Raw genomic sequence first — 26,000 nt, 5'->3', positions numbered from 1 at the left:
TGACCCAGCGAGCGTAATGACTGATAGACGACCGGCCTCAGTCGGCTCCGACGCGTGTAGGGACCACGGATGGGGACTCTCGCGGAAACGCTCGGACGATGCACGCCGATCTTTGATCGCTCGCTTGTGACTAGAAGTCGCAAGAAGACCGGGAAAGCCAACCCTTCCGATCATGATTACGATGCGGTTGCTGGTGCCTCCTGGTCTGTCCTGCTAAGTCGACCACGGGCCACACAATAAGTCGACCACGATGCACTTGAGATGTGGAAGCAATGGAGATTATTTTGCAAAAAGCAACAGTAAGAGATGCCCTCTGGCGGTTACTGCGTCTGACGCCCATTCGACTCCGACGTAGTATCCTCTTCTTTAAAGCCCATAAGCGCATAATGCGCTTAAATAGTCCAAAGACTTTCAATGAGAAGGTTAACTGGAGGATACTCAACGACCGACGGCCCGCTTTGATGTGGACCTGCGACAAAGTTCAAATGAAGTCAAACGTTGCCCGCATCGACAGCAACGTGTTGATACCAAAAACGCTTTGGCAGGGCACAGATCTCCGCGAGCTAAATGACCGGACCTTCCCCGAGCGGTGGATACTCAAGGCGAATCACCGTTCACAATGTGTTTACATTGGCAAGGGCCGGCCTGACTTCTCATTACTTGAAAAAGCTACGAAGAGCTGGATGCAATCTTTTCAGGCTGCCAACCTCGGTGAGTGGGCCTACACAGTGGCTACGCCCTCCTTCCTGCTAGAGGAATGGATCGGTGACGGAGACATTGCCCCAACTGACTACAAGTTTTTTGTCTTCAACGGAGTTGTTCGCATGATCCAGGTTGACGAAGATAGATTCCAGGATCACAAGATGAGTCTTTTTGATCGAGACTGGAATAATTTAGCTGCTTCCAAGGATCTGTGGGGGCAGACCTCCGGTACCGTGCGACCGGATCACTTGGATCAAATGATCCGCATAGCTGAAGTAATTGGAAGCCAATTTGATTTCATGAGAATTGATCTTTTCGATACTCCAAATGGAATATATTTCGGTGAAACTACACCTTATCCTGGGGGCGGTCTGTCGCCTTTCACTCCTCGAAGCTTTGATGTTGAATTAGGTACTTACTGGGATCTACCTGATCCCAGTAACGCAAGTGGCGTCAACGAGGACGCAACGCAGCGAGACCGGCGAAGCGAAATCGTGACGTGAGCTCGCAACGTGGGGCGCACTTGAAGCGAGTAGTTGGCTTTGCTTTGGTGCCTGCTGCGACGATGGCCTCCACCCTTCTGGTCCTGCCATTGCTCAGCAGGCAATTCGGACCTCTAGGTTGGTCCGCTGTGGGCATAGGGCAATCAATCGGTGCCTTCGTGAGTATTGTGGCTGGCATGGGCTGGCAGGTGGTTGGAGCGCAACTGGTCGCTGAGAGTTCCCCGCTGAGGCGGCGGACACTATTTGTTGAGAGTCTGAAGTCTCGTGCGGCGATGTTGATGGTGCTTCTCGTGCCTGCGATCGCCGTCTGTTGCCTCCTCACGCCGGCATACCAGTTCGAGGCAGCCGTTTTTGTGATTGCGATGGGCTTGAATTGTTTGAATGCTTCCTGGTATTTCTCTGGAACGGGGCAATCGCGATTTGTTCTTATTAATGAGGGGCTAGTCCGGCTTTCTGGGTATTTGATATCCATCCCACTGCTGGCGTGGACGCAATCGCTTATGGTTTATGCCGTGGTTCTACTCGCAACCGGATTGATTAGTGCATTCTGCAACTTCGCGGCAATTCTTCTACCTTGGTCTACGGTGGCATGGAAACAGTCGAATAGGACAATTGATGTCGTCAAAGAGCAATTGACGGGTGCTGTTTCTAGAATGCTTACAGCAACTCAGTTGCATGTTGGGCCCGCTATCGTAGCGGTTGTTCAACCCCAGAGTCTGCACGTATTCGTGGCGCTATATAATGTCCACAAGGCTGTGAACAACGCCACCGCCGCCTATCCGCAGGCCTTTGCTTGGTGGGTTGGATCGTCGAATAGCCTAGTAGAGCGTATTCGACGCACGCGCCTTTTGTCATTTGTTACACTCTCCGTCGTCATTGCCATCTCCTTGGGGTGGGCGGTTCTTGGTATTCCTCTCGTGGCTTGGCTCTATAACGGAAACGTCGAGTTGTCTACGGAGCTGAACTTGGTCTGCGGCGTGTCAATGGCCATGTTTGCGGCGTCCCGAGCCGCCGGACTCTTGGGTCTAATCCCACTGGGAATGCAAAAAACTGTCTATATTTCCGCGTCTGTTGCGGCCATTTTTTGTATCGGCGGTATGGTTCTCGGTACATATTGGCTTGGAACCTATGGCGCTTTCATCGCCATGGCTGTCTCTGGATTTGCTCTCACAATCTATTTGTTTGCAGCCCGTTCGATGGCTGCGAGGCGTCTACTGGGCGAGGGGCAGGAGTGATTGGATTTGGCAAAATTGAGACTTTGACGGCCCATCCGGACAGTTTTCCTGCAGACCCGCTATCGTGTATCCACGTCCTCGAAAACCAAAAACGTCTGCGTGTCCAGCACCCCCGGCATGGACTGGAGCTGGTCGAAGATCACCCGGCGTAGGTCGATGTTGTCCACCGCCCGCACCAAGAGGATAACGTCGAAGTCCCCGCCCACCAGGGCGATGTGGTGCACCTCCGGAATGGCGCGGAGCAGCTCGCGCAGCTCCCGCCAGGAATGCTGCCGGACCTTCAGGGTCACGTAGGCCGAGGACTTGAGTCCGGCCTTGATCGGGTCCACCAGCGCCGTGAACTTGGTCAGCACGCCCTCGCCGGTGAGCCGGGCAATCCGCGTGTAGGCATGGGCGCGCGAGATGTGGACGTTCTCCGCGACCTGGGTGACGGACATCCGGCCGTCCCGGGTCAGCTCGGCAATGATGTTCCGGTCCACGTCATCCAGCGGCACCGCCGCCGGGCGCTCCTCGGGCTCTGCCATTTCGTCTCCAACCCCGCCGGTAATCCAGCTCACACTTACGATTCGTCTTCCAGACTAGGTCATTCCTGTTGACTTCTCCACGATTTAGGATGCAGCTGGATACGAAACATCGTCCGGTCCCATACTGGGAGCGAATAGTGGCTAGAGAAGGACGGACCAATGACGATCTCCGCAGACCACACTGCGCACCCCACAGGAGTGGACCAGGCGCCTGGTGCTGCCGGCACCCAGCCCCAGCCGGACGCACAGGGAAGCGCCGCCAGCGAGGCGGTGCGCAAGTTCGGCATCACGGTCGAGGACTACATGCTGCCAGCGCGGCACCCCATCCAGATGGTGGGCCCGGACGGCACCCTGAATCCGCACACGGAGCAGGGCACGCAGCCGGGCCACGAATACGCCATCCCCGGCGATGATGAGCTGATGGCCGCGTACGAGCAGCTGGTGGTCGGGCGCCGCGTCAACGACCAGAACTCCGCCCTCGTCCGCCAGGGCCGCATGGCCGTCTACCCGTCCAGCCACGGCCAGGAGGCCTGCCAGGTGGCCGCCGCCCTGTGCCTCGCCGACGGCGACTGGATCTTCCCCACCTACCGCGACTCCGTGGCCGTGATGGCCCGCGGCGTGGACCCGGTGCAGACCATGACGCTGTTCCGCGGCGACTGGCACGGCGGCTACGACCCCGCCGAGCACAAGGTTGGCATCCAGTGCACGCCGCTGACCACCCAGTTGCTCCACGCCGTCGGCGTGGCCCACGCCGCCAAGCTGCGCGGCGAGGACACCGTGGTCCTGGCCATGTGCGGCGACGGCGCCACCAGCGAGGGCGACTTCCACGAGGCGCTCAACTTCGCCGCGGTCTTCCACCTTCCGGTGGTCTTCTTCGTCCAGAACAACCAGTACGCCATCTCCGTGCCGCTGGCCCACCAGTCGGTCGCCCCGTCGCTGGCGCACAAGGCCGTGGGCTACGGCATGGCCGGCGAACGGGTGGACGGCAACGACGCCGTCGCCCTCCTCGCCGTGCTCGGCCGGGCCGTGAAGCTGGCCCGCGAGGGCTCCGGCCCCCTACTGGTGGAGGCACACACCTACCGGATGCAGGCCCACACCAACGCCGACGACGCCACCCGCTACCGTCAGGACAGCGAAGTGGCCGAATGGGTGGCCAAGGACCCGCTCAGCCGGATGACGACCTACCTGACGGAGCGCGGGCTGCTCGACGACGGCGGTGCCGCCCGCATTGCCGAGAAGGCCGAAGCAGTGGCCGCCCAGCTGCGTGAGGGCCTGGGCGAGGACGTCCCCGTGGACCCCCAGGACCTCTTTAGGTACGTCTTTTCCACGCCCACCCCGCAGCTGAAGGAACAGTCGGCCCTGCTCGCCGACGAACTGGCCCGCGACGCTGCTTCCGCCGCCACCTCCGAGGAGACCGCACGATGAGCCCCACCGTCACCACGTCCTCCGAGGCGAACGGCAACGTCAGCGCCGCCACCGCCCGCGCCGCTGCCAAGGCCGCTGCAACCGCAGACCAGTCCGGCCCGCAGCCCGTCACCCTCGCCAAGGCCCTCAACACCGCCATGGCCGACGCCATGCACGCAGACGAGTCGGTCCTGGTCTTCGGCGAGGACGTCGGCATGCTCGGCGGTGTCTTCCGCATCACCGACGGGCTCACCAAGACCTTCGGCAAGAGCCGCTGTTTCGACACCCCGCTGGCCGAATCCGGCATCGTGGGCATGGCCGTGGGCATGGCCATGAACGGCATGCGCCCGGTCATCGAGATGCAGTTCGACGCCTTCGCCTACCCGGCCTTCGAACAGATCGTCAGCCACGTCGCCAAGATGCACAACCGCACCAAGGGTGCCGTGAAACTGCCGATGGTCATCCGCGTCCCGTACGCCGGCGGCATCGGGGGAGTGGAGCACCACTGCGACTCCTCCGAGGCCTACTATGCCCACACCGCGGGCCTCAAGGTCTTCACCCCGGCCACCGTCGCCGACGGTTACCGGATGCTCCGCGAGGCCATCGACTCGGACGATCCCGTGATGTTCATGGAGCCCAAGAAGCTGTATTGGTCCAAGGACCAGGTGGACCTGGGCGCTCTCCGTGCCGAACACGCGGCGAACACCGAGCAAGGCACCTCCTCCGAGGGCCGCGCCGCCGTCGCACGCCCTGGCACCGACGCGACGCTGATCGCCTACGGACCCTCCGTCTCGACGGCGCTCGCCGCCGCCGCGGCCGCCGCCGAGGAAGGCCGCTCCCTCGAGGTGATCGACGTCCGCTCCATCGTGCCGTTCGACGACGAGACGGTCTGCGCCTCGGTCCGCAAGACCGGCCGCGCCGTGGTGATCGCCGAGGCCCACGGCTTCGCCTCGGTCGCCTCGGAAATCGTGGCCCGCGTGCAGGAACGCTGTTTCCACCACCTCGCGGCGCCGATCCGCCGGGTCACGGGCTTCGACGTCCCGTTCCCGGCGCCGAAACTCGAGCACTACTACCTGCCCGGCGTGGATCGCATCCTCGACGCCGTTGACGATCTCCAGTGGGAAGACTGACCATGAGCGAACCAAAAGTATTCCTCCTCCCGGACCTCGGTGAAGGCCTCACCGAAGCCGAACTGGTGAACTGGCTGGTGGCCGTGGGCGACGAAATCCGCGTCGACCAGCCCATCGCCGAGGTCGAAACCGCCAAGTCCATGGTGGAGGTGCCCTCCCCGTACGCGGGCACCGTCGCCGTGCTGCACGGCGAGCCCGGCCAGACCCTGGACGTCGGCAAGCCGCTGATCTCCGTGACGCCCGCCGGCGCGCCCGTAGCTCCGGCCGCCGCTGAGCCTGCACCGCCGGCCGCCGGGACCGAGAGTGCTGTTGACGCCGCCGCTGAGGTGTACCGCGAGGAAGAAAAAGCCGGGTCCGGAAATGTGCTCATCGGGTACGGGACCCCCGGCGGGCACGGGGTCGCGCGGCGGAGCCGCGCACGCAAGGGGGCCGCCGCGACAGCGGTGGCGGAGCCGGTGGCGGAGATCTCCGCGGCCGAGAAGGCCGCAGATGATCTGCTGCTGATGCGGACCAGGGTTCCCGGGAAGCTGGGGGCCGTTATTTCTCCGCTCGTCCGCCGGATGGCCAGGGACCATGGGGTTGATTTGGGGGAACTCCAAGGTTCGGGGGCCAGTGGGCTCATCATGCGCCGGGACGTGGAGGCTGCCATCAGCCCCGCGCCGGCGGTCGAGCGGCCGGCGGCGCCCGCTGCACTGTCGGCGCCGGCTCCTGCCGCGTCCGAAGGCGATACCGACACCCGCACCGGGCTCGGTGTCACGGGCCGGACTGCAGTCCGCGGCGTGCGGAAGGCCGTCGCGGCCAACATGACGCGCAGCCGTTCCGAGATCCCGGAAGCCACCGTGTGGGTGGACGTTGACGCCACGGCCCTCGTTGAGATGCGGGCGGCGCTGAAGAAGGCGGACCCGCACCACACCCCGGGGCTGCTCGCGTTCATTGCCCGCTTCGTCACCGCCGGGCTCAAGAAGTACCCGGAACTGAACACCCGGATCGTCACCACCGAGGACAGCGCCGGCGTGGCATCCCAGGAAATTGTGGCGTTCGACGGGGTCAACCTCGGCTTCGCCGCCCAGACCGACCGCGGCCTCATGGTCCCGTCGGTGCGCAACGCGGACAAGCTCAGCGCCCGCGAACTGGACGCAGAGATCCGCCGGCTCACCGCCGTCGTGCGCGACGGCAAGGCGACCCCTGCGGAACTCGGCAGCGGTACGTTCACGCTGAACAACTACGGCGTCTTTGGGGTGGACGGCTCCGCCGCTATCATCAACCATCCCGAGGTGGGGATCCTCGGCGTCGGGCGCATCATCGACAAGCCCTGGGTGGTCAACGGCGAGCTCGCCGTCCGCAAGGTCACCGAACTGACCCTTACCTTCGACCACCGGGTCTGCGACGGCGGAACCGCCGGCGGGTTCCTCCGCTACGTGGCCGACGCGATGGAGAACCCGGGCTCGGTGCTGGCGGACCTCTGACCCCGGTACGCCCCGCGCAGGCTAAAAGACTGCCCGCGCGGGGCGAGCTTCCAGCTTCCGGCCAGCTCCGGTGACTACAATCGAGGGCAGAACATCGCACCAACAACTCCGGAACACCACCGGAATACGGAGATATCTTCATGTCACGATGGCTCGAGGTCGGTCCGGACAACTACGCCCTGACGACGCAAGGTTCCCTGCTCAACACCGGCCTGGTGGTCGGCTCCGAACGGGCCCTGGTGATCGACACCGGCAGCGGTCCCAAGCAGGGGCGCGAGATCCTCGACGCGGTCCGGGAAAAAACGCAGCTGCCGCTGGTGGTGGTGAACACGCACGCCCACTATGACCACTTCTTCGGGAACGCGGTGTTTTCGGAAGCAGGCGCCACGGAGTTCTGGGCACACGAAAACTGCGCCGCAGAAATCGACCAGAACGGCGACAGCCAGCGACGCCTTGTGGCGGCAGATGAGCCGGAGATGGCAGCCGGGCAGGGCAGCAACGTGGAAATTGTGGTGCCGAACGCCATCGTGAAGGACCAGCCCGTGCTGCTGGACCTCGGCGGTCAAATGGTCACGCTGTTCCACCTCGGCCGCGGGCACACCGACGGGGACCTCCTGGTGGGCACCGCCACCACGCTGTACGCCGGCGACCTGGTGGAGCAGGGATCCCATCCCTCTTTCGAGGATTCTTACCCCGAGGAATGGGCAGACGTCCTCCGGCATGTCTCCGCGCTCCGCCACCGCTATGAGTTCCTGATTCCCGGCCACGGCGAACCCTGCAGCGACCAGTTCGTCAAGACCATGGCCAACACCATGACCACGGCCGTGCGTCAGGCCACCCAGGCGACCCGGGAAACCCCAGACGACGCCACTAAGGCCATCCCGATCCTGCCCTACGGCCCGGAGCAGTCCCGCTGGTTCATCAAGCGGCTGCAGGAGACCCGCGCCCACCACTGAGCCCCAACGGGCTTGGGCGCGTCGGGTGGACAAGCCCGCGGACCCGTGAGTAGCCTCGTGGGGAACCTGCAACCCAAGGGTTCATCCCGCAAGCGCTCAGCTCGCCCGGAGGATGGGGATCCCAAGGCTCGCGTCAATGATGCCGCTGCCATCAGGAGGTCTCACCTGTGACACTGCCCGGCTACGTCTTTGCCCTGATTATTCTTTTGGGAAGCCTGGTGCTTCTTGCCGCGGTTGCCTACCTGGTGCTCTGCATCCGGCGCAGGCGGCAGTCGTCCGTGCTCCAGCGCGAGGTGCCCTAGCGTGCCGTACGTCGACATCAACCCGCACCGGAGCCGGCCCAAATGGTGGGCCTATGTGGGGCTGGTGCTGCTGGCTGCGGCGACGATCGCCGTGGTGGTGCTCGCCCTGCAGCGTTGAAACGCAATCCCGGGCTGCTGTACTACCCGGGGCTGGTCAGATGGTAAGCCGCCTTACGCCTAGAATTGCTGTTTGGACCTTTTCAAACGAGCGCCGCAGCGGTCCGCGCGGTGAGTCCTAGGGGGACACTAATGCCCGAACCGGTGGACAACAGATCAGCCAACCCTGCCGTGGAAGCAGAGCAGCCCGAACTCCGGCGCCGCCGCGACCGCCGTCGCGGCGACTACTCCGACCCGCGGACAGGAACCATGCCTACCATCACGCCCGACGACGTCAGCAGCCCGCCCCCGCGGACGGCACCCAGCAGCTCCTGGGCCGAGGCGGCTGCCGCAGCGGATGCCCCCGCTGCCCCGAACCGGGCCCCGCAGGGCAGTGCTCCCATCACCTCGGTGCCGGCCGACAACCCCCCTGCCACCGCTCCGACTCCGTCATCCGCGTCGGTGCCCACTGCACCCGGGACCGCGCCGTCCGTGCCGCCCATGCCCACCCGGTCCAGCCGGTCCGAAAACCGTGCGGCCGCCCTGGCCGCCCTGGCACCCGACTTCATCAGCTCGCCCGGACTATTCGTCCGCGAACAGAAGCCACGCCCCGTGGGCGGTTTCCGCGGCGCCCTCTACAACCTGACCGGGGGAGGGCTGAACCTGGGGCCCAGCCCCCGCCAGCGCGAGGAGGACGAGCTGGCCCGGCGGATCTCCCGCCAGCTGCAGGGCAGCTACAACACCGCCGTCCTGAGCCTCAAGGGCGGCATCGGCAAGACCTCCACCACGGTGGGTGTGGGCCTGACCCTGGCCGAATACCGCGGCGACCCGCCCTGCGCCATTGACGCGAACCCGGACTCCGGCGACCTCGTGGAGCGCGCCCTCGGCGAGGGCATCTACCAGCAGCAGACCCCGCGCACCATCACGGACCTGCTCAAGAACGTCGAGTCCATCGATTCGCTCACCGCCCTGGCCCGGTACATGCACCATGCCGGCCGGCTGCACCTGATCGCCGGCGAGCAGGACCCCGAGGTCTCCGACTCCCTGACCGCCGAGGAATACCTCCGCATCCGGAAGCTCATCTCCGGCTACTACTCGGTGGCGCTCACCGACTGCGGTACCGGCGTCACCCACAACGCCATGAAGGGCATCCTGCAGTCGGCGGACAACCTCATCATCGCGGCGGGCTACGCCGTGAGCGGGGCCAAGCGGGCACGCAGCACCCTGCACTGGCTGGCAGACCACGGCTACGAGGACCTGGCCCGCAATGCCATTGTGGTCATCACCGACAAGGACGAGGTGTCCTCGCGGGTGGACAAGGACGCGATCGAGGACCACCTCTCCGGCATCTGCCGCCAGCTTATCGCCGTGCCGCATGACCGCGGGGTGGCCGACGGCGACCTGGTGACCCTAGATGTGCTGCGACCGGAAACCCGGCGTGCGTACAAGGAGATTGCCGCGGCGATCGTGGACGGATACGTCTAGGGCATCTTCGATCGGGCGAAGCCTGCCGGTTTTGTCCGAAGTCACCTCAGGCCAAGGAAGTAGGTCTTAGGGGTAGCCGAGTTTGAAGCATCTGGTGCTTCTTCTTTAGGCGTCTCCCTGACGGTCAAGCCGCGGGGTTGCGAGCAGCAGGAAAATCTCTCGGTCGGTGTACTGCCAGTCCCTCCCAAGCTGGTGGTCGTCGCGTCATCCAAGAAATCGCCCTCTGGAGACGTGCGAGTGCTGGGGAAATTTTTCGTCTAGATCCCCGGCATGATTGAGTCCGCGACACCTATTGACCAAGTCAAGTGGCCGTCCGTTGCGGTGCCCTGGCCAGCTGCTACACGGTCCCTGTGTAGTGCGGCACGAGACTGATGTAGCCCGTCCCGCTAGTGTTTCAGCTCAGTGTGAGCGGCGGCTGGAAGTGGCTTCTGGCCGACCTCCATTGACGGCGGCTGGGGGCGTTTCGCGCGTTTCAATCCGAGCAGGAACAGACCCACAGCCGTGAGGTAGATGGGTGCGAGCGAGCCGAGAGGCCCACGGAGGAAGCCCAGCAGGGCCACCGAAATTAGGGGCGCGGCGAGCCCCAACCGGGTGCTCGCCATTTCAAGCCACGAAGAGTCAGTGCGACTTGCGAAGATGCCGAAGAGCACCATGACCAAAACCATTCCAATGACCCCGAACTCCACGAACATCTCGGCATGAAATGGCAGCGAGAGGTCCGTAAAGGCGTAGCCGCGGTTGGATGCCACGTCAATGGAAGCTGGGGTTGCCTTCTCTTCCCAAGAGGACCGCGGAAGGAAGAACAGGAGCGCGGAAAGAGTATAGTGCCCGAAACTATGGCCGCGCTCTTCGACAAAGATTATAGAGTTCGCAACCTGCTGAAATCCGTCGAAGTCCACGCTTCCGAACGCCTCCGCTCCCGATTTGGGCGTGGTCGTTTCTTCGAAGCCTCGACGGAAAATGTCAAGCAGGGGGTAGATCACCAGAGTGCCGCCTACGGAGGCTGCTGCAAACAGAAGACCCCCCCACCCGCTACGGGGCTGGAACGTGTACAGCGCTGCGGATCCGAAGGCAATAACGGCGATATACCGGCTGTTGGCAATGGGGTTGCAGTACAGGACAATGAGACCGAGCGAAAGGATCAGGGCGGCGAACTCGTTACCGTGAAGCCCCATAAAGCCGGACTTCTTGATTCGCTCACGCGCGCCAACAATTGCTAGGCATGATGCCGCGATTGAGACAGCAATGGGCAATTGCTTGCCTAGCGCATAACGCAGTCCTCCGACATCTGACATCGAGAGCCCAGCTTGCGCTAGAGCTCCGACACGGTCTATTCGGTTGGCGAACATGCCTGAGATTCCGCCGCCGGCCGCCAGCGCGAACGGAGCCAAGGCGAAGCCAACCACAATGAGCCCCCAGAGGAGCAGGGGGCGGACCTCGACGGATGCTGCGTTGGAAGCTATGTGGCCGCGTTTGTTCCGCCACAGCTCGTAACCGGCAACAAACGACAGCACCGCGAGCAGCGTGTAGAAGACTGCGGCCGAGATGACCCCGCCTTGAGCGAAGAGGGGTATGTCACCCCAAGCGAATGCGCCGTGTGACAACTGGTAAATGGGGCCGACAGTTAGCCAGGCAAAGGTGAACGGGTAGAATACTAGCCCCAGTGGGCGCGCACCATCACAGTACGACCGGACTGTTCCGACAGTGCAGGTGACTACCATGAGCGCCAAGAGCGCCGCGTCCACTGGGTTCGCTATGGCGGCCAGCCAAGGCAGCAATACGATGACAGCCGCAATCGGAACGATGACGATACTGACGCCGAGCGCTCTGCTTTTCTCGGCGGGCGCGGCTATTTCGGACGGCAAGTTTCCCCCAGTTGATGCGTGATGACATGACAATGCTATCCGAGCCCGCAGAGCCGAGCGGCCTGACGGAACTTGCCCGACAGGGTATCTGATCACGCTCAATTGCAGTGACTGCGTGGGCCCGGCTGTGCGTACTCCTGACGGACAGCCGCAGCGAACTTAAACAAACCCGCACATTGCCAAATTTGACGGCTGATGCGCGCGGGAAGGTTCGGTCGCTGATTCTGCGCTTGCTTGAGTCTAGGCTAGCGACACAGAACATCTAGGAGCGAACTCCTAGAATCACTCGACAAGGGTGGACAACCCGACCTCCTACAGAATCTGACCGCAGGCCGTAAGATCGGCGTTTGCGGGAGCGTGTATACTCCCCGAGGTATGGCCACCCGCCGCTGTGGCTCCCTGATATTTGCCAGGTTGGCTCTCGTCATTGCCTGAGCGTCCCGGCGATCAATCCCGGCTCTATGCAATAACCCCTTAAACGAATCAGTATCAGCCGCTCCTACCACGGGTCTTCCGGACTGCTGCCGGAAGGCCAGCCATTCCCCGCCGCCAGCGGGCTGCGTGGGCACGCAGCAGTCCGGTGACGGAGTCGTCCAGATGAAGGTCGCGTTCCCTCAGGGTATTCCGCGAGGGGAAAATGGCGCGGACAAGAATCTGCGGCTTGGCCCGCCAGGGACTGTCTAGGAGCGCTGCCAGGTAGGCCGTCCCTGTTCCCTGAACAGCCGTACGGTGGCGCCACTCCTGGCTGACAAACTCACTGCGGTTTGGTGGCTCTTCCATGCCCAGATCGTCCAGCAGCGGTTGCAGTGCCGCTGTTGCCTGCAGTTCTGTGCTGAGACCCGTGATCTGCTGGTGCATGGCGGCGTCCACCCGCTGGAGCAGCCCTGAGTATTCGCGTTGATGGCGTGCATCATCCATAGCCCGAAGGCTGTGCAGCGCCTGGAAGATGACGGCCGCGGGGAGGGAGGGAACGGGCACGCTCCTGCCCGCCATGACGAGAGTCTGCCGGTCCCGCCACAGCGTCGCGAAGGCTTCTTCCGCCGGGGCCTCCATCCCGGGGAACCTGTCGTGCACATCGATGTCGCAGTTCCAGTGCGGGTGGTACAGCGTCCGGGAGTGTGAGTACCGCCGGACCACGGACACACCGGAGGGCCGCTCCAGCCAGCCCCGGGCGCCCAGGAGCCTGCACATTGTGTGCAGGTCCTCCGGACGGACCAGGACATCAACGTCTGCGGACACATGGTTGTCGCGCAGCCCCATCATGCCGGCCGCCGGCCCCTTGATGAACAGTGCAGGGATGCCGGCCGAGGCTGCCACATGGTTCACCAGCGCCGTGGCCAGGAGCACCCCTTCGTCCTGGTGGAGGGTCAGGGAAGCGTGCATGAGTTGTCGGTTCCGTCCTCGGGAGACAGGGTTATCAGCCCGCGGCCGCCCAGCGACTGGAGCAGGGCCAACACGTCCGCGCGGATGGCGGAGGCATCGGTGCCGTACTCACGGGCCAGCCCGTCGATCAGTTCGGTCTCGGTCGTCGTTCCGTCCAGCCCATTCCAGACGGACGCCGCGGTCCCTGCCAGGATGACCGGCACGTCCTGCCCCAGATGGAGCACGGCCACCCGGCCGCCGTCGGGACTCCGCACACAGGCGATGTCGGCACTGACCCCCCAAACTTGATCCACGAGACCTCCCCTGAAAGAGGCCATAGCGCATGGGGCCGGGCCTCGCAAAGCTTCATGCTACCGCGCTGTACACAAGTTGTTTCGCGCCGGGGACCGATTTAGATTTAGGCATGACCAACAACGCCGGGGACGAAGCCGCCCTGCACCTGCAGGACCTCCTGATGGGGACGGAGAACGTCGAGGACTTCCTCGGCCGCCTCGCCGAATTCTCGGCCGCCATGCTCCGCCAGGCCACCGGCGCGGAGATCGAATGCGGCGTGACGCTGCAGCGCCGCCGGAAAACTATGACCGTGACGGGCAGCAGTCCCCGGGCCGTGGTGCTGGACAGGATCGAACAAAGCATGGGCGACGGCCCCTGCATTGAGGCGCTGCGGACCAAGTCTGTGGTGCTCCTGGCCGACGTCGCCACCGACCCGCGCTGGCCGGCCTACCAGGAGCACCTCGCCGCGCACGGCTGCCGCAGCACCCTGGGCGTTCCCCTGGAAATCGGCCCGGACGCCACCGCCGCGCTGAACTTCTTCGCCCCCTCCACCGGGGTCTTCACGCAGGGCGTCATTAACGAGGCCGCCGGCTTCGCGGACCTGGCCGGTCGCTCCCTCCGCCTGGCCGTCCGGATCGGTATCGCGCAGTCCCGGGCCGAGGACCTCCAGGCCGCCATGGAGCACCGCACCTCGATCGACCTGGCCTGCGGCGTGATCATGGCGCAGAACCGCTGCTCCCAGGAGGAAGCCATGGGCATCCTCACCAAGGTCTCCAGCAACCGGAACCAGAAGCTCCGCGACGTGGCCGCCGACATCCTCCGGAACCTCACCGGCGGGGACGTCCACACGCACTTCGACGGCTGAACCCCAGTCTCCCGGCCCCTACCAAGTAGTCCGGTGCCGCAAAATCGAGTACTTACTACTCTGTCCCGGCGCCGTCCTGATCTCGCAGGCTTGGTCGAGCGGGCGGGACGCCCGCGCAGCCGGGGACGGCTGGACGGCTGAGCTGGGGAGATCAGATGAGCACTTTCAACTCCATGTACGCGCGCGAGGAACAGCGCCGCTCCCGGCAGCACGCCTGGCGGACGGTACAGCTGTCCGGTCTGGCGCTCCTCGCCGTCGTAACATTCACGGTGGTTTTCCTCGCCCTGACCCGCCAGTTCTAGGCGGGCACCCGGCGCGGGTCCTGCACTGAAGCGGGACGGTCGCATCCGCATTGACGCCTGAACGGCCGCGGGTCCGGCGGACTTTAGGATGAAGGGGATGACCGCCACCCAGACCGCGCCCTTCAGCCTCCGCAGCATTGCCGTTCCCGCGTTCGGCCCGGCGCTGCTGTTCAGCATCGGCGAGGGTGCCATCCTGCCCGTGGTGGCCTTGTCCGCCCGCGGCCTGGGCGCCTCGGTGGCCGTCGCGGCGCTGGTGGTCACCCTGATCGGCCTGGGCTCCTGGTTCTTCAACCTGCCCGCCTCGCTCATCACGCTCAAGTTCGGCGAACGCTGGGCGATTGTGGGCGCCGCGGCGGCCAGCGCCGTGGCCCTCGCCGCCGCGGCCCTGTCCCCGCTGCTGCCCGGCGGGCTCTGGCTGCTCGCCGCAGCCATGCTGGTGGTCGGGATGGCCGCCAGCGTTTTCAGCCTGGCCCGGCAGAAATACCTCACCGAGGCGGTGCCGGTGGTCCTCCGCGCCCGGGCGCTGTCCACGCTGGGCGGCGTCAACCGGATCGGCATCTTCATCGGCCCGTTCATCGGCGCCGCCGTGATGCAGTTCGCAGGCATCACCGGCGCCTACTGGGTGGGCGTCATCGCCATGGCGGCGGCCGCCATCGTCTCCGTCAGCATCCCGGACCTGGTGGCCGCGCCGGCGCCGGACGGCAGCGATCCGGAGCCGCAGGCGACGCTGCGCAGCGTGGCCGTCTCCCACGCCGGGGTGTTCCTGAGCGTGGGCCTGGGGGTGCTGCTGCTCAGTGCGCTGCGTGCATCCCGGCAGGTGGTGATCCCGCTCTGGGCCGAGCACCTGGGCATGGACGCGACGCACGCCTCGCTGATCTACGGGCTCTCCGGCGCCATCGACATGCTGGTGTTCTACCCGGCCGGCAAGCTGATGGACCGCAAGGGCCGGCAGTGGGTGGCCATCCCGTCGACCCTCATCATGGGCACAGCCATGCTGCTGATCCCGCTCAGCACCGGCTTTGTGGGCCTGCTGCTCGCGGCGCTGCTAATCGGCTTCGGCAACGGCATCAGCTCGGGCCTCAACATGACACTGGGGGCCGACTTCTCACCCGACAACGGCCGCGGCCAGTTCCTGGGCATCTGGCGGTTCATGGCCGACGCCGGCGCCACCGGCGGCCCGGTGCTGCTCTCCGGCGTGACCGCGCTGGTCTCACTCGGGGCCGGTGTGGCCACCACCGGCGTGCTCGGCTTCGCCGCGGCGCTGGTCTTCGCCGTCACCATTCCCCGGCTCAAGCACCGGCGCAACTACTGAGAGGTCCGGCACGCGCCGCGAGCTGTGTGACCACGTGCGCCGTAGGCGATCGTCTGGAAGGACAGTACGAAGGATCAAAAGTCAGCCGAGAACCTAACCTATCCGACCCGCGTGATCGCGGTACGTCTTCTGAGATGGCGCTAGCACCTTAACCGAAACCGGACATAACCGGAATTATCCGCCGGGTAGAATCGGGGCAGGTCTCAACAGGGGGAATCCATGGCTACAGCCAGTACGGGCATCAGGCATGCCACAAAATCACAGTCAAAGAAAACCGGCGGGCTTCGTCCTGACATTCAGGGTCTCCGCGCACTGGCCGTTCTGGCTGTGATCGCGGATCACACTTTCGCGTACCCGCATGGTGGGTTCGTCGGCGTTGACGTGTTCTTCGTAATATCCGGCTTCCTCATCACGGGGCTTCTGCTCCGTGAGTATGAGAAGAATGGCCGCATCTCGTTCGCGGACTTCTACCGGCGCCGCGCCCGCCGGATCCTGCCGCTCGCCGTGTTGGTTTTGGTTGCAACGGTCGCCGCTTCGTGGGCGGTCTTCAACAGCGGGCGGGCGATGAAGGTAACCGAGGATGCCCTGTGGTCGCTGTTGTTCGGAACGAACTGGCACCTCGCGCTGATCGGAACTGACTACATGCAGGTCGGGTCCGCAGTCTCCCCGCTTCAGCACTTCTGGTCACTGGCTGTTGAGGAGCAGTTCTATGTGGTCTGGCCCTGGGTGATTGTGATTGTCCTTGGCACTGGGGCGGGCCGGCTTGGGTGGCAGCACGGCAGGACCCGTCTCCTGCTGACGGCTGTCATGGTGGTCTTCGTTGCGGCATCCTTGGCTTTCGCCTTGTGGGAGACGGCAAACAGCCCTACCGTCGCATACTTCTCGACTTTCTCGCGGGCATGGGAGCTTGGCGTCGGGGCACTCTTGGCGGCCAGCGCGGGCGCCTTGTCGCGGTTGCCTCAGTCGGTCAGACCCGTACTTGCGTATATCGGTCTCGCCGGGATTGTCTGGGGCGTCTTCGCTATCACCCCGGCGATGCCTTTTCCCGGTCCGTGGGCGCTCGTGCCGGTGCTTGCCACTGCCCTCCTGATTGCCGCCGGCACGGGTGGGGAGGTGCGGTTCTTGTCGCCATTGACCAACCGTGTGTCCCGTTACATTGGCGATATTTCATACTCGCTTTACCTGTGGCATTTCCCGATCATCGTGCTCTTCGGCGCCTTGCTCCCGGTCGAGGGGCCGCCACTGTTCGCTGCTATCCTCGTCGCGGCGGGCGGCATGTCGGCGCTGTCCTATCACCTCCTTGAGGACCCGATTCGTAAGTCCGGTTGGTTGGAGCCGAAGGGTAAGCGCATGCCGTCGACTGTGGCGAGGCAGAAGGCTGCGACTGGCGGGCTGGTTGCTCTAGCGCTTGTGACGGCGTGCGTTGTTGGGGCTGCCCTCGCTGAGGACGCTTCGTATAAGACTGCCGTCCCGGTTGCCGTGACCGCGCCCGTGCAGACATCGGGGCAGGATGCGCCGAAGACTCCGGAAGGCGAGTATGCGGTGAAGATCAACGCAGCCCTCGCGGCAACTGAGTGGCCCGACCTCTCCCCATCGGTGGACAGTCTAGGTCAGGGGGCTAAGGCTACCGAGTGGGTGAAGGACGGTTGCCTCGGTGGCGACTCCGGCAGCCTGGAAGCCGACATCGCCAAGGCGCAGACGTGCGTCTATGGTGACCCGGCCGCGGCGAAGACCGCTGTCGTGGTGGGCGACTCTATTGCCATCAGCTACGTCCCGGCCGTGCGGGCAGCGCTTGAGCCCAAGGGCTACAAGGTGGTTGTCTACACGATGCAGCAGTGCCCCGCTGTCATGGTCACAGTGTTCCGCGGCGATAAGTCGGAACATCCGCGTTGCGATCCCTTCCGTCAGTGGGCGCTGGATCAGGTCAGTGCGTCCAAGCCTGACATGGTGATCCTATCGAGCTCGAAGGACGCCAGTATGCGGCTTGTGTCCAAGGCCGAGGGGAGTGCCGTGGTGGGTGAGTGGATCGCTGGGACCAAGGAGACGCTCACGGCCTTGGCTGGATTCGCTGGCCGGGTTGTTCTGCTTGATCCGCCGCCCGGCGGTAAGGCGTTGCAGGAATGCGCAACGCGGGTGAGTAAGCCTAGCGACTGCGTGACATCCCCGAATACCCGCTACGGCGAACTGTACGGTGCGGTGCGTGACGCTGCCGCCGCCGTGCCGGAGGCCAATGCTGAGGTCATTAGCACGCGGGACTGGTTCTGCTCCGGGAACTCTTGCCCCAGCTTCGTTGGCAGAACGCCGGTCTACGCGGACCAGGGCCACCTGACGCCGGACTACGCGGTGACCCTTGCGCCGCTGCTCGCCTCGGCACTGAAGCTCTAACCTGCACAATACGGACCCCTCAAATTGAGGGGTCCGTTTTGTTTTGGCGAGCCAACGCCGAGTTGATGTCCACGGAGCGCTAGAGCCGGTAGACGGCCACTGACTTCCGTACCTCGTCTGCGGCCTCGCTAGCGACCGGCCCAAGCGCGGCCTGCCGGCTGGTGCATGCCTTGGACAGGTTGCCGAGGTTCAAGTTGGCCTCTCCCGTCGGAGGCCTTGCAACGGCGGCTGAACCTGGGCCCGCGGCGGGCTCAGCACTCTTTTGCACTGAGGTTGCCGCGGACATCTTCTCCCTGGGCCACCCCCATGTCTTCCGGGCCCTGGTACAGGACGCCGGCTGGTCCGTCTCGGCCTTTGGTGAGTGGATTGCCAGGGCGCTGGCGGCAGCGCTCGCCTAGGGCCCGGCCGACGTCGTCGACCCGCCCGCCCGCGGGATCGCCGCGGCGAAGACCGGCAGGGCGCGCTGGAGCATGTCCTCGCTCGCGGTGAGGGAAATCCGGAAGTAGCCCGGGGTCTCGAACAGGGTGCCCGGCAGCACAAACACGTCCTGGTCCGCGAGGGCGGCGGTGAACTGCTCGTCGTCGCCCGCGGGGGTGTGTACGAACAGGTAGAACGCCCCCTCCGGCCGCGTCACCTGGTACCCCAGGTCCGTCAGCGCCTCCACCATCATGTCGCGTTTGTGCTGCAGCCGCCCGACGTCGATGGAGAACTGTTCCAGCCGCGGCAGCGCATACTGCAGCAGGGCGTTGGGGTAGATCCAGCCCAGCGCCATCTGCAGCGCGGAGATGGCCTCCCGCAGCGGGGCCCGGTCCGGCATGGTGGGCGGCAGCGCCAGGTAGCCGATCCGCTGCCCGGGCGCCAGATGGGTCTTGCCGTACGAGTAGGCCAGGAGCGTGTACGGATAATACTCGGCGGGGCTGTGGAAGCGGGCCCCGTCGTACACAATCCGGTTGTACGGCTCGTCGGAGAGCAGGTAGACGCGCCGGCCGTTGCTGCGCGAAGCCCCCTCCAGCATGGCCGCCAGGTCCTTCAGGAGCGACGGCGGATAGATCCGGCCGGTGGGGTTGTTGGGCGTGTTGACGATCACCACCCGGGTACGCGGGGTGATGGCCGCCCCCAGAGCCGCCAGATCGACGTCGAACGTGTCCGGATTGCAGCGGATCTTGACCGGCACCAGCCCCGCCTCGATCACCAGCGGCTCGTAGAAGAACCACGGCGGCAGGGTGAAGATGACCTCGTCACCGGGATCGGCCACGGCTTTCAGCCCCAGCGGGATCGCGGTGAACCCGCCCGTGGTGAGGTGGATGTCCGCCGGTTCGAACGGCATCCCCAGCAGGCGCTGCAGGGACGCGGCGGCGGCGGCCTGGGCCTCCGGCTCGTTGGTCTTGTACGCGAACCAGCGCTCGTTCCGGGGCCTCAGCGCATCCGCCAGGGCCTCCACGTAGGCGGACTGCGGCATCTGGTGCGGGTTGCCCAGGGCGAGGTCGCAGATCCCCGGCACGTGCTGGCGCCGGGCGTAGACAGAATCACGGAGGAAGGTGTTGATCCGCTGCTGCGACGGGACGGACGCGAGCGTGGCGGCGCGGCGGGAGATGCCGGGCGGAACGGCGGGTGAAACGCTTGGTGGTACCGGGAGATCTCTGCTCATGGCAGCCCCTCGAGACGTGGCCGCTTGGCCGGACGGATGGGCAACGCGCTGCTGAGCCAGTGGCTGTGCGGGACTAATTGTGGCCCCCGGCGGGCCGGATGTAAACGGGCTTTGGTCCGCGGGTATCCGGGCGCGGGAATGCGAGTACCGGGTACTCGGGCGGAAGCTAAGCGGGCTTAGTACGGTCTGGCGAGGGTGCCGGAGCCTGCACTTCAGCCCCGCTTTGGACGGCACGGGAGTGCCGCCGTCAGGGTCCGCCCGTGACTATCTGCGCATGGAGTCCGCCCGTCCGGGTGATGCGCATCGACGTAAAAAATGAGGAGATCCACATGTATGGAAAACAGTCCCGCCGGCTGGTGCCGGCAGCAGCCATGTTCGCTGCCCTGGCGCTCGCCGCACCGGCGTCAGCCGTCGCCGCTGACCCTCCGCCGGAATACCCTGGCTGCGAGGATTTCAACATCACCTTCACGTTCACCGGCGGAAACCAGGCGGACAGGGTAGTCCGGGAGAAGGACGGTGTTATCTACACCATCACTGCCGGACACGGCACCGTCTTGACGGTCACCAATGCAGAAACACTAAAATCGGTCACGTTCCCCACCCAAGGATCGGTCACGCAAGTCACCCAGTACCCGGACGGCACAGCCGACATCCAGTTGACGGGGAAAAACTTGTTTATTCTTTTCCCGGGCGACGACCCTGGACCCTCCACCAAGCTCTACACCGGGCGGGTCACGTTCAGTAACGATGCCAACGGCCGCTCAACGGTCACGAGCACGTCCGGCACCCAGAGGGATATTTGCGCAGAGCTAGCCCCGTAAGACCGCACAGTGAACGGTCCCGCACTTGCTAGAGTGCGGGACCGTTTCGAGCCGAACCGGCCCTCGACACCAGGGGAGAGTGCGCCAGAATGATGCTGTTGGCCCAGGCCGGGTTTCAGCCCGGACCACATTCGGGCCGGCGCAGTCCAATCCAGTGATTGCGAACCACAAGCGCTTCAGGAGATGACATGTCCCTCGTCCGCGTGCACAACTTCTCAGTCTCCCTCGACGGCTTCGGCACCGGCGAAGGCCAGACCCTCGAGGCCCCGTTCGGCCACGCCGGCTCACGGCTGATGGAGTGGGCGTTTGAAACGCTCACCTTCCGCGAGATGGGCCTCCACGGGAAGTCGCCGGGATCCCGCGGCGTGGACGAGGCGTTCGCCAGCCAGTGGGGGCGCGGGATCGGCGTGGAGATCATGGGGCGCAACAAGTTCGGCCCGCAGCGCGGCCCCTGGGAGAACGAGGAGTGGAAGGGATGGTGGGGCGACAACCCCGTTTTCCACACCCCCGTCGTGGTCCTGACGCACCACCCCCGGCCGGTCCTGAAAATGGAAGGCGGAACCACCTTCCATTTTGTGGATGCCGAGCCCGCCGTCGCGCTGGAGCAGGCCCGCGCCCTGGCCGGGGACGCGGACGTGCGGATCGGCGGCGGCGCCAGCACCATCCGGCAGTTCCTCGACGCCGACCTGATCGACCATATGCACGTGGTCCTGGTGCCGGTGGTCCTGGGCCGGGGCGAACGGCTCTGGGACGGGCTGGAAGGACTGGAACAGCGCTACGAGATCGAGGCGACGCCGTCGCCGAGCGGCGTGGTCCATCTGGTCTTCACCCGCCGCGCCGCCGCGTAGGCCTGCGCTTCCCCGCCCGGGGGTGACGGTCAGCGCCCGGGTGCGTGCCGCCGTCGGGCAGCATGCCCGAACAGCCAGACGCATCCGACCGTGGCGAGGTAGCCCGAAATGACGATCAGCGCGGTCCCGGCCCAGAAATAGTGCGCGGTGTTGGTCTCCAGGCCCGTGCCGGCGGCGACGCTCAGCAGCGAGAAGACGGCGACGGCGGCCGCGGCGAGCCCCGCCACCAGCGGCAGCGCCAGCCACAGCCGCGCGGACGCCCAGAACCGCCCGTAGCCGTCCCACTCGTTCCAGCGCGGACCCGTGCGGATCACCAGCCACCCCGCCGGGAGCATAAAGGCGGCGACGACGAGGAAGGCGGCGACGACGTCGGCCGGCCGGTGCCACTGGTTGATCAGCGTGGACACCCCGGTGGCGACGGCGAAGCTGCCGCCCAGGAAGCCGGCCATGGGCCGCCAGCGGGGGGAGACCATGAGGAACACCGCCGCCGCGGCCGAGGCCGCCAGGGTGGTGTGGCCGGAGGGCAGCGAGTTCAGCTCGAGCGTCTCGATGCCGCGGTAGGGCCTGTCAGGGCTGATGTTTTTCAGGATCTGGGTGGCCACGTTGGCGCCGACGCACGCCGCCAGGGCGATCCCCGCCGCGCTCCAGCGCCGCTTCACCACCGTGACGATGAGGACCACCACCGCGGAGATCAGCAGGGACACCACGGGCAGCCAGTCGAGGAGCTTGGTGGCGGCCTTCCCGGCGGTGCCGTGGAGTGCCACCGCTTCCACGAGGGCCGACTCGTCAATGTACTGGCCCGTGGTGGTGCGGACAAAGAAGTAGTACGTCCCGGCCAGGGCGGCGACGCTGAACAGGGTGGCCAGGGTGAACAGGAACCCGGTGCCGCGGCCCTGCCGGGGCTCGGGCGCGCGGGACGGCGACTGCGGGTACTCCGGAGCCGGCTGCGTGCTGGTGTGTTCCTGCCGAAAAATCACCCTCACAGGTTCCCACAGAACCCTGCGAACTTTCTGAGGACGCCCGCACCGGCGCGCAGGTAATGTGTGGCCCATGGACACCCCCGCGCCGCACCCGGACCCCGCCTTCCCCCGGTTCCACCCGCGGCCGGCGCAGGGCTGGATCAACGATCCCAATGGCCTGAGCTACGTGGACGGCCGCTACCACGTGTTCTTCCAGCACAACCCGGACTCGGCGCGGCACCACAGCATCTGCTGGGGGCACCTGAGCTCCCCGGACCTGGTCCGCTGGGACGAGGAACCCGTGGCGCTGCGTCCCCGGCCCGGCGGGCCGGACGCGCTGGGTTGCTGGTCCGGGGTGGTGACGGTCGACGGCGGTGTCCCCACCGCTGTGTACTCCGGTGTGGACACCGACGGCGGCCACTCCCGGGTGGTGCTGGCCCGGGCGGATTCATCCCTGCGGAACTGGGCCCAGGACGGGCACGTCGCGGCCGAGGTGCCCCCGGACCCGCAGGTCACGGCCGTCCGCGACCCGTTCCTCTTCACCTTCGGCGGCCGCCGTTTCGCCTTGCAGGGCGCCGGACTGGCCTCCGGGCACGCCGCCGTGCTGCTCTACAGCGTGGACGACCTCCGCTCCTGGCGGTACGAGGGCATCTGGTTCAGCACCGAGGACCCGCTCGCGGCCCGGCACCTGCCGGCGGCGATCTGGGAATGCCCGCAGCTGGTCCGGGTCCCGGACTCCTCCGGCGCGGAGACCTGGGTGCTGATGGCCTCGCTGTGGCAGCCCGGCGACCTGCACACCCACCCCCACGGCGTGGGCTACCTCCTGGGCTCGCTGGCGGCTGGCCCCGCCGGGCTGCCGGTGTTCACGCCGGCGTCGGGCGGGAAAGCGGACCTGGGGCGGGAGTTCTACGGCCCGCAGATCCTCGCGCTGCCGGACCGGGCGCTGTTGTGGGGCTGGTCCTGCGAACTTGATGACAGCGGGGACCGTCCCGGGCGCAGCCAGGCGGAGACGGACCGCGCCGGCTGGGCAGGGATCCTCACGTTCCCGCGCCAGCTGTCCGTCCACGGCGGGGTGCTCGCCGTCGAACCCGCGCCGGAACTGTCCGCCTACCGGGGGGACATGCTTCACCGCGGGGCTGCCGGCACCCTGGCCCTTCCGGCCTTTGCCGAGGTCCGGGTGGCCGGGGGAGAGGGCACCCTGCGGCTGGTCCTGGTGTCGTCGGTGGGGGCCGCCGCCGGGCAGCGGCGGACCGTGTTCGCCGATGAGGTGGCGGGCGGCGACGAGCTGCGGATCTTCGTCGACGCCTCCATGGTGGAGGTGTACCGCCACGGGTCCGTGCCCACCACGCTGCGCGCCTACCCCGGCCCCGGCGAGGAGTGGCAGCTGGAACTGCCACACGGCGCCGCGGCGGATGTCTGGGAGCTGCGGCACCCGGACGGTTCTGACCCGTCCCTCTAGCCACGGGACATGCCCTCCCTGTGCGCCAAGCACTGGACATAGTGCCCATATGTCCACTCGCGGGCTGTCAGGCTGGGCATGCGCCACGTGTTGGCCACGTGGCGGGGGAGCATGTCCAGCTGGCGGGCCCGCTGGCTGGACATGCGCGCCGTGTTGGCCACATCGCGGGGGAGCATGTCCACTGGCAGACGTGCTGGCCGGGCCGGCCGGCGCGGCCTGGACCAGGTTTGCCGCGGGTAAGCTCGTGAAGTGAAGCGACAATCCTGCGGCATCTGCGGTTCGGCCGTGTATTTTGAAAATTCCGAGTGCCTGCAGTGCGGCACGGATCTGGCCTACCTGCGGGATACACGGGCGGTAGTGCCGGTCGACGCCCGGGGACGGTACACGGACGCGGCGGGAGACCTCTGGCACCGGTGCGCCAATCTGCTGCTGTCCGGCTGCACCTGGCTGACCCGGGAGAGCGGCGGCCAGTGCTTCAGCTGCGGACTCACCCGCACCCGCCCGAACGACGCCGACGCCAAGGGCCTCTCGCAGTTCATCGCAGCCGAGCGGGCCAAGCGCCACCTGCTTGCGGAGCTCGATGAACTGGGCATGCCCATCGTGACGCGCGACGAAGACCCTGACGGGGGCCTTGCTTTCGACCTGTTGTCGAGTTCACACGAAAACGTGGTGATCGGGCATGCTGACGGTGTCATCACCATCGACCTGGCCGAGACCGATGACGCCTACCGGGAGAGAATGCGGACCCAGCTCGACGAGCCATACCGGACCATGCTGGGTCACTTCCGGCATGAAGTGGGGCACTATTTCGAGACGGTGCTGGTCTTCAGCGACGAAGGACGGACCCGCAAGGCCCGGGAGCTCTTCGGCGACGACACCAAGGACTACCAGGCGGAAATAGACCGCCACTACAGCGAAGGCGCCCCTGCGGACTGGAACGAGCGGTTCATCTCGAAGTACGCCACCATGCACCCGTATGAGGATTTCGCGGAGTCCTTCGCGCACTACCTGCACATCTGGGACACCCTGGACACCGCCCGGGAGTACGGGCTCATCCCACAGGCTCCCGCGCGGGACTCCTTCCGGAACGTCGTGGAAGCTGACTGGCTGCCCCTCTCCGCCGCGCTCAACCAGGTCAACCGCAGCATGGGCAAGGATGATCTTTACCCGTTTGTCCTCTCCGCCGCCGTGATCGACAAGCTTGAGTTCGTCCACGGGCTGCGCACCTCAGCTCCGGCCGCCAGCTGACGGGTCCGCCCAGCAGGTGATGGCCGGCGTCTGTTCCGACGCGCAGAGGGGTATGGTCACACCCCCATCCCCGCGGGACATGCGCCACCTTGGCTGCAAGCACTGGGCATAGTGCCACTATGTCCGCTGTTCGCCGCGCAGGCTGGGCATGCTCCCCTGAGGGCAGGCCCGGGACGGAGCATGTCCATCCGTTGAGCCGGGCGCCGGTGCGGCAGGCCCGGTATGAAAGGATGATCCCGATGACTTCCCGCGACCCCGCCCCGACCAGCCGCCCGCGCCTCCGCCGGCACACCGGCACCGGGCGCAGCGGCACCGAGTACACCGGCACCGGGTCCCGTGGCCGCATGTTCACCGTTCTGGCCGCTGCCGCGCTGGTGATGCTCGGGACCGCGGCATGCTCGGCCCCGGCCCCGACGCTCAACTCCGGTTCCACAGCGCCGGCCGGCCCGGTTGGCACGGCGCCCGCAACTTCGGCAGCCCAGGATTCCGCGACCGCCTCCGCGTCCGCGCCCGCCGCAGAACCGGCACCGTCCGGCACCGCCGCTGCGGTCGAGGCCGCCCTGCAGGCGCTGGTGGCGTCCGCGCCGCAGCCCAGCACGGCACAGGTCCGCGAGAGCCTTACCGCCGCGGGGGTGGACCCGGCCGCCGTCGAGGTCTCCGCGGCCCGCACGCCCACGGGACTGGCCGCGGACGCCGTCGAGGTCGGCGTGCTGGGCGACAACAACGAATGTGTTCTGGCCCAGCTCCGGTCCGGGACCGTGGCAACGTCCATCCTGCCCGTGCTGCCCAACGGGCGGTGCTTTATCGGCAGCGTCCAGCGGTAGGCGGG

At 66.0% G+C, this 26,000-nt stretch carries 23 protein-coding genes; 17 read left to right on the top strand and 6 right to left on the bottom strand.

Annotated elements, in window-relative coordinates:
- The first annotated feature begins 272 nt into the window (after nt 1-272).
- A complete protein-coding gene (locus tag ACTWQD_RS06805; protein ID WP_443195536.1) occupies nt 273-1,205 on the top strand; it encodes an ATP-grasp fold amidoligase family protein in 933 nt (310 codons plus the stop codon).
- Nucleotides 1,202-2,440 (top strand): lipopolysaccharide biosynthesis protein, encoded by a 1,239-nt coding sequence (locus tag ACTWQD_RS06800; protein WP_443195382.1) that lies wholly within the window; start codon nt 1,202-1,204, stop codon nt 2,438-2,440. The genes ACTWQD_RS06805 and ACTWQD_RS06800 overlap by 4 nt, the downstream gene beginning before the upstream one ends.
- A gap of 59 nt (nt 2,441-2,499) precedes the next feature.
- Here the strand turns inward: ACTWQD_RS06800 and ACTWQD_RS06795 are convergent, their stop codons facing one another.
- Complete coding sequence (locus ACTWQD_RS06795) at nt 2,500-2,964, bottom strand: Lrp/AsnC family transcriptional regulator (protein WP_443195381.1); 465 nt, start codon at nt 2,962-2,964, stop codon at nt 2,500-2,502.
- 159 nt (nt 2,965-3,123) lie between these two features.
- Here ACTWQD_RS06795 and pdhA point away from each other — a divergent pair, with 159 nt between their 5' ends.
- The 6 genes from pdhA (at nt 3,124) to ACTWQD_RS06765 (ending at nt 9,803) form a co-directional block, all read left to right on the top strand.
- On the top strand, nt 3,124-4,389 hold the full coding sequence (pdhA, locus tag ACTWQD_RS06790; RefSeq protein WP_443195380.1) for a pyruvate dehydrogenase (acetyl-transferring) E1 component subunit alpha: 1,266 nt from the start codon (nt 3,124-3,126) through the stop codon (nt 4,387-4,389).
- On the top strand, nt 4,386-5,498 hold the full coding sequence (locus ACTWQD_RS06785) for an alpha-ketoacid dehydrogenase subunit beta (RefSeq protein WP_443195379.1): 1,113 nt from the start codon (nt 4,386-4,388) through the stop codon (nt 5,496-5,498). The genes pdhA and ACTWQD_RS06785 overlap by 4 nt, the downstream gene beginning before the upstream one ends.
- A gap of 2 nt (nt 5,499-5,500) precedes the next feature.
- Nucleotides 5,501-6,964 (top strand): dihydrolipoamide acetyltransferase family protein, encoded by a 1,464-nt coding sequence (locus ACTWQD_RS06780; protein WP_443195378.1) that lies wholly within the window; start codon nt 5,501-5,503, stop codon nt 6,962-6,964.
- Nucleotides 6,965-7,104: 140 nt separating this feature from the next.
- Nucleotides 7,105-7,920 carry an MBL fold metallo-hydrolase gene (locus ACTWQD_RS06775; RefSeq protein ID WP_443195377.1) on the top strand — a complete coding sequence of 272 codons (816 nt, stop codon included), beginning with the start codon at nt 7,105-7,107 and terminating at the stop codon, nt 7,918-7,920.
- A gap of 167 nt (nt 7,921-8,087) precedes the next feature.
- Nucleotides 8,088-8,222, top strand: a complete 135-nt coding sequence (locus ACTWQD_RS06770) for a hypothetical protein (protein ID WP_443195376.1) — start codon at nt 8,088-8,090, stop codon at nt 8,220-8,222.
- A gap of 249 nt (nt 8,223-8,471) precedes the next feature.
- Entirely contained in the window at nt 8,472-9,803 is a 1,332-nt protein-coding gene (locus tag ACTWQD_RS06765) for a MinD/ParA family ATP-binding protein (RefSeq protein ID WP_443195375.1), read from the top strand.
- A gap of 386 nt (nt 9,804-10,189) precedes the next feature.
- Here the strand turns inward: ACTWQD_RS06765 and ACTWQD_RS06760 are convergent, their stop codons facing one another.
- The 3 genes from ACTWQD_RS06760 to ACTWQD_RS06750 all read right to left on the bottom strand — a co-directional run bounded on the left by ACTWQD_RS06760 (nt 10,190) and on the right by ACTWQD_RS06750 (nt 13,344).
- Entirely contained in the window at nt 10,190-11,668 is a 1,479-nt protein-coding gene (locus tag ACTWQD_RS06760; protein ID WP_443195374.1) for a hypothetical protein, read from the bottom strand.
- A 489-nt stretch (nt 11,669-12,157) separates the two neighbouring features.
- Nucleotides 12,158-13,051, bottom strand: a complete 894-nt coding sequence (locus ACTWQD_RS06755) for a nucleotidyltransferase family protein (protein ID WP_443195373.1) — start codon at nt 13,049-13,051, stop codon at nt 12,158-12,160.
- A complete protein-coding gene (locus tag ACTWQD_RS06750) occupies nt 13,036-13,344 on the bottom strand; it encodes a PqqD family protein (RefSeq protein ID WP_443195372.1) in 309 nt (102 codons plus the stop codon). Before ACTWQD_RS06750 ends, ACTWQD_RS06755 begins: the two co-directional genes overlap by 16 nt.
- 110 nt (nt 13,345-13,454) lie before the next feature.
- Between ACTWQD_RS06750 and ACTWQD_RS06745 the strand changes: the two genes are divergently transcribed.
- The 4 genes from ACTWQD_RS06745 to ACTWQD_RS06730 all read left to right on the top strand — a co-directional run bounded on the left by ACTWQD_RS06745 (nt 13,455) and on the right by ACTWQD_RS06730 (nt 18,188).
- Nucleotides 13,455-14,189 carry a GAF and ANTAR domain-containing protein gene (locus ACTWQD_RS06745; protein WP_443195371.1) on the top strand — a complete coding sequence of 245 codons (735 nt, stop codon included), beginning with the start codon at nt 13,455-13,457 and terminating at the stop codon, nt 14,187-14,189.
- 155 nt (nt 14,190-14,344) lie between these two features.
- On the top strand, nt 14,345-14,491 hold the full coding sequence (locus ACTWQD_RS06740; protein WP_443195370.1) for a hypothetical protein: 147 nt from the start codon (nt 14,345-14,347) through the stop codon (nt 14,489-14,491).
- Between the two features lie 97 nt (nt 14,492-14,588).
- Entirely contained in the window at nt 14,589-15,803 is a 1,215-nt protein-coding gene (locus tag ACTWQD_RS06735) for an MFS transporter (RefSeq protein ID WP_443195369.1), read from the top strand.
- Between the two features lie 219 nt (nt 15,804-16,022).
- On the top strand, nt 16,023-18,188 hold the full coding sequence (locus ACTWQD_RS06730) for an acyltransferase family protein (RefSeq protein WP_443195368.1): 2,166 nt from the start codon (nt 16,023-16,025) through the stop codon (nt 18,186-18,188).
- A gap of 394 nt (nt 18,189-18,582) precedes the next feature.
- On the opposite strand, the gene ACTWQD_RS06725 is transcribed toward ACTWQD_RS06730, so the two are convergent.
- Complete coding sequence (locus tag ACTWQD_RS06725) at nt 18,583-19,836, bottom strand: aminotransferase class I/II-fold pyridoxal phosphate-dependent enzyme (protein WP_443195367.1); 1,254 nt, start codon at nt 19,834-19,836, stop codon at nt 18,583-18,585.
- A 293-nt stretch (nt 19,837-20,129) separates the two neighbouring features.
- Between ACTWQD_RS06725 and ACTWQD_RS06720 the strand changes: the two genes are divergently transcribed.
- Nucleotides 20,130-20,657 carry a hypothetical protein gene (locus ACTWQD_RS06720; protein WP_443195366.1) on the top strand — a complete coding sequence of 176 codons (528 nt, stop codon included), beginning with the start codon at nt 20,130-20,132 and terminating at the stop codon, nt 20,655-20,657.
- Nucleotides 20,658-20,845: 188 nt separating this feature from the next.
- On the top strand, nt 20,846-21,505 hold the full coding sequence (locus ACTWQD_RS06715) for a dihydrofolate reductase family protein (protein ID WP_443195365.1): 660 nt from the start codon (nt 20,846-20,848) through the stop codon (nt 21,503-21,505).
- A gap of 29 nt (nt 21,506-21,534) precedes the next feature.
- Here ACTWQD_RS06715 and ACTWQD_RS06710 read toward each other — a convergent pair whose 3' ends face one another.
- On the bottom strand, nt 21,535-22,482 hold the full coding sequence (locus ACTWQD_RS06710) for a phosphatase PAP2 family protein (protein ID WP_443195364.1): 948 nt from the start codon (nt 22,480-22,482) through the stop codon (nt 21,535-21,537).
- A gap of 73 nt (nt 22,483-22,555) precedes the next feature.
- On the opposite strand from ACTWQD_RS06710, the gene ACTWQD_RS06705 reads away from it, so the two are divergent.
- The 3 genes from ACTWQD_RS06705 to ACTWQD_RS06695 all read left to right on the top strand — a co-directional run bounded on the left by ACTWQD_RS06705 (nt 22,556) and on the right by ACTWQD_RS06695 (nt 25,995).
- Nucleotides 22,556-23,923, top strand: a complete 1,368-nt coding sequence (locus ACTWQD_RS06705; RefSeq protein WP_443195363.1) for a glycoside hydrolase family 32 protein — start codon at nt 22,556-22,558, stop codon at nt 23,921-23,923.
- Between the two features lie 249 nt (nt 23,924-24,172).
- Nucleotides 24,173-25,171 carry a zinc-binding metallopeptidase family protein gene (locus ACTWQD_RS06700; protein ID WP_443195362.1) on the top strand — a complete coding sequence of 333 codons (999 nt, stop codon included), beginning with the start codon at nt 24,173-24,175 and terminating at the stop codon, nt 25,169-25,171.
- A gap of 239 nt (nt 25,172-25,410) precedes the next feature.
- Entirely contained in the window at nt 25,411-25,995 is a 585-nt protein-coding gene (locus tag ACTWQD_RS06695) for a DUF6993 domain-containing protein (protein ID WP_443195361.1), read from the top strand.
- Nucleotides 25,996-26,000 lie beyond the last annotated feature (5 nt).

The sequence above is a fragment of the Pseudarthrobacter sp. 1C304 genome (assembly GCF_052245515.1).
Classification (GTDB): Bacteria; Actinomycetota; Actinomycetes; order Actinomycetales; family Micrococcaceae; genus Arthrobacter.
Note: the sequence above shows the minus strand (reverse complement) of the source record. Positions and strands in the feature narration are given on the sequence as shown.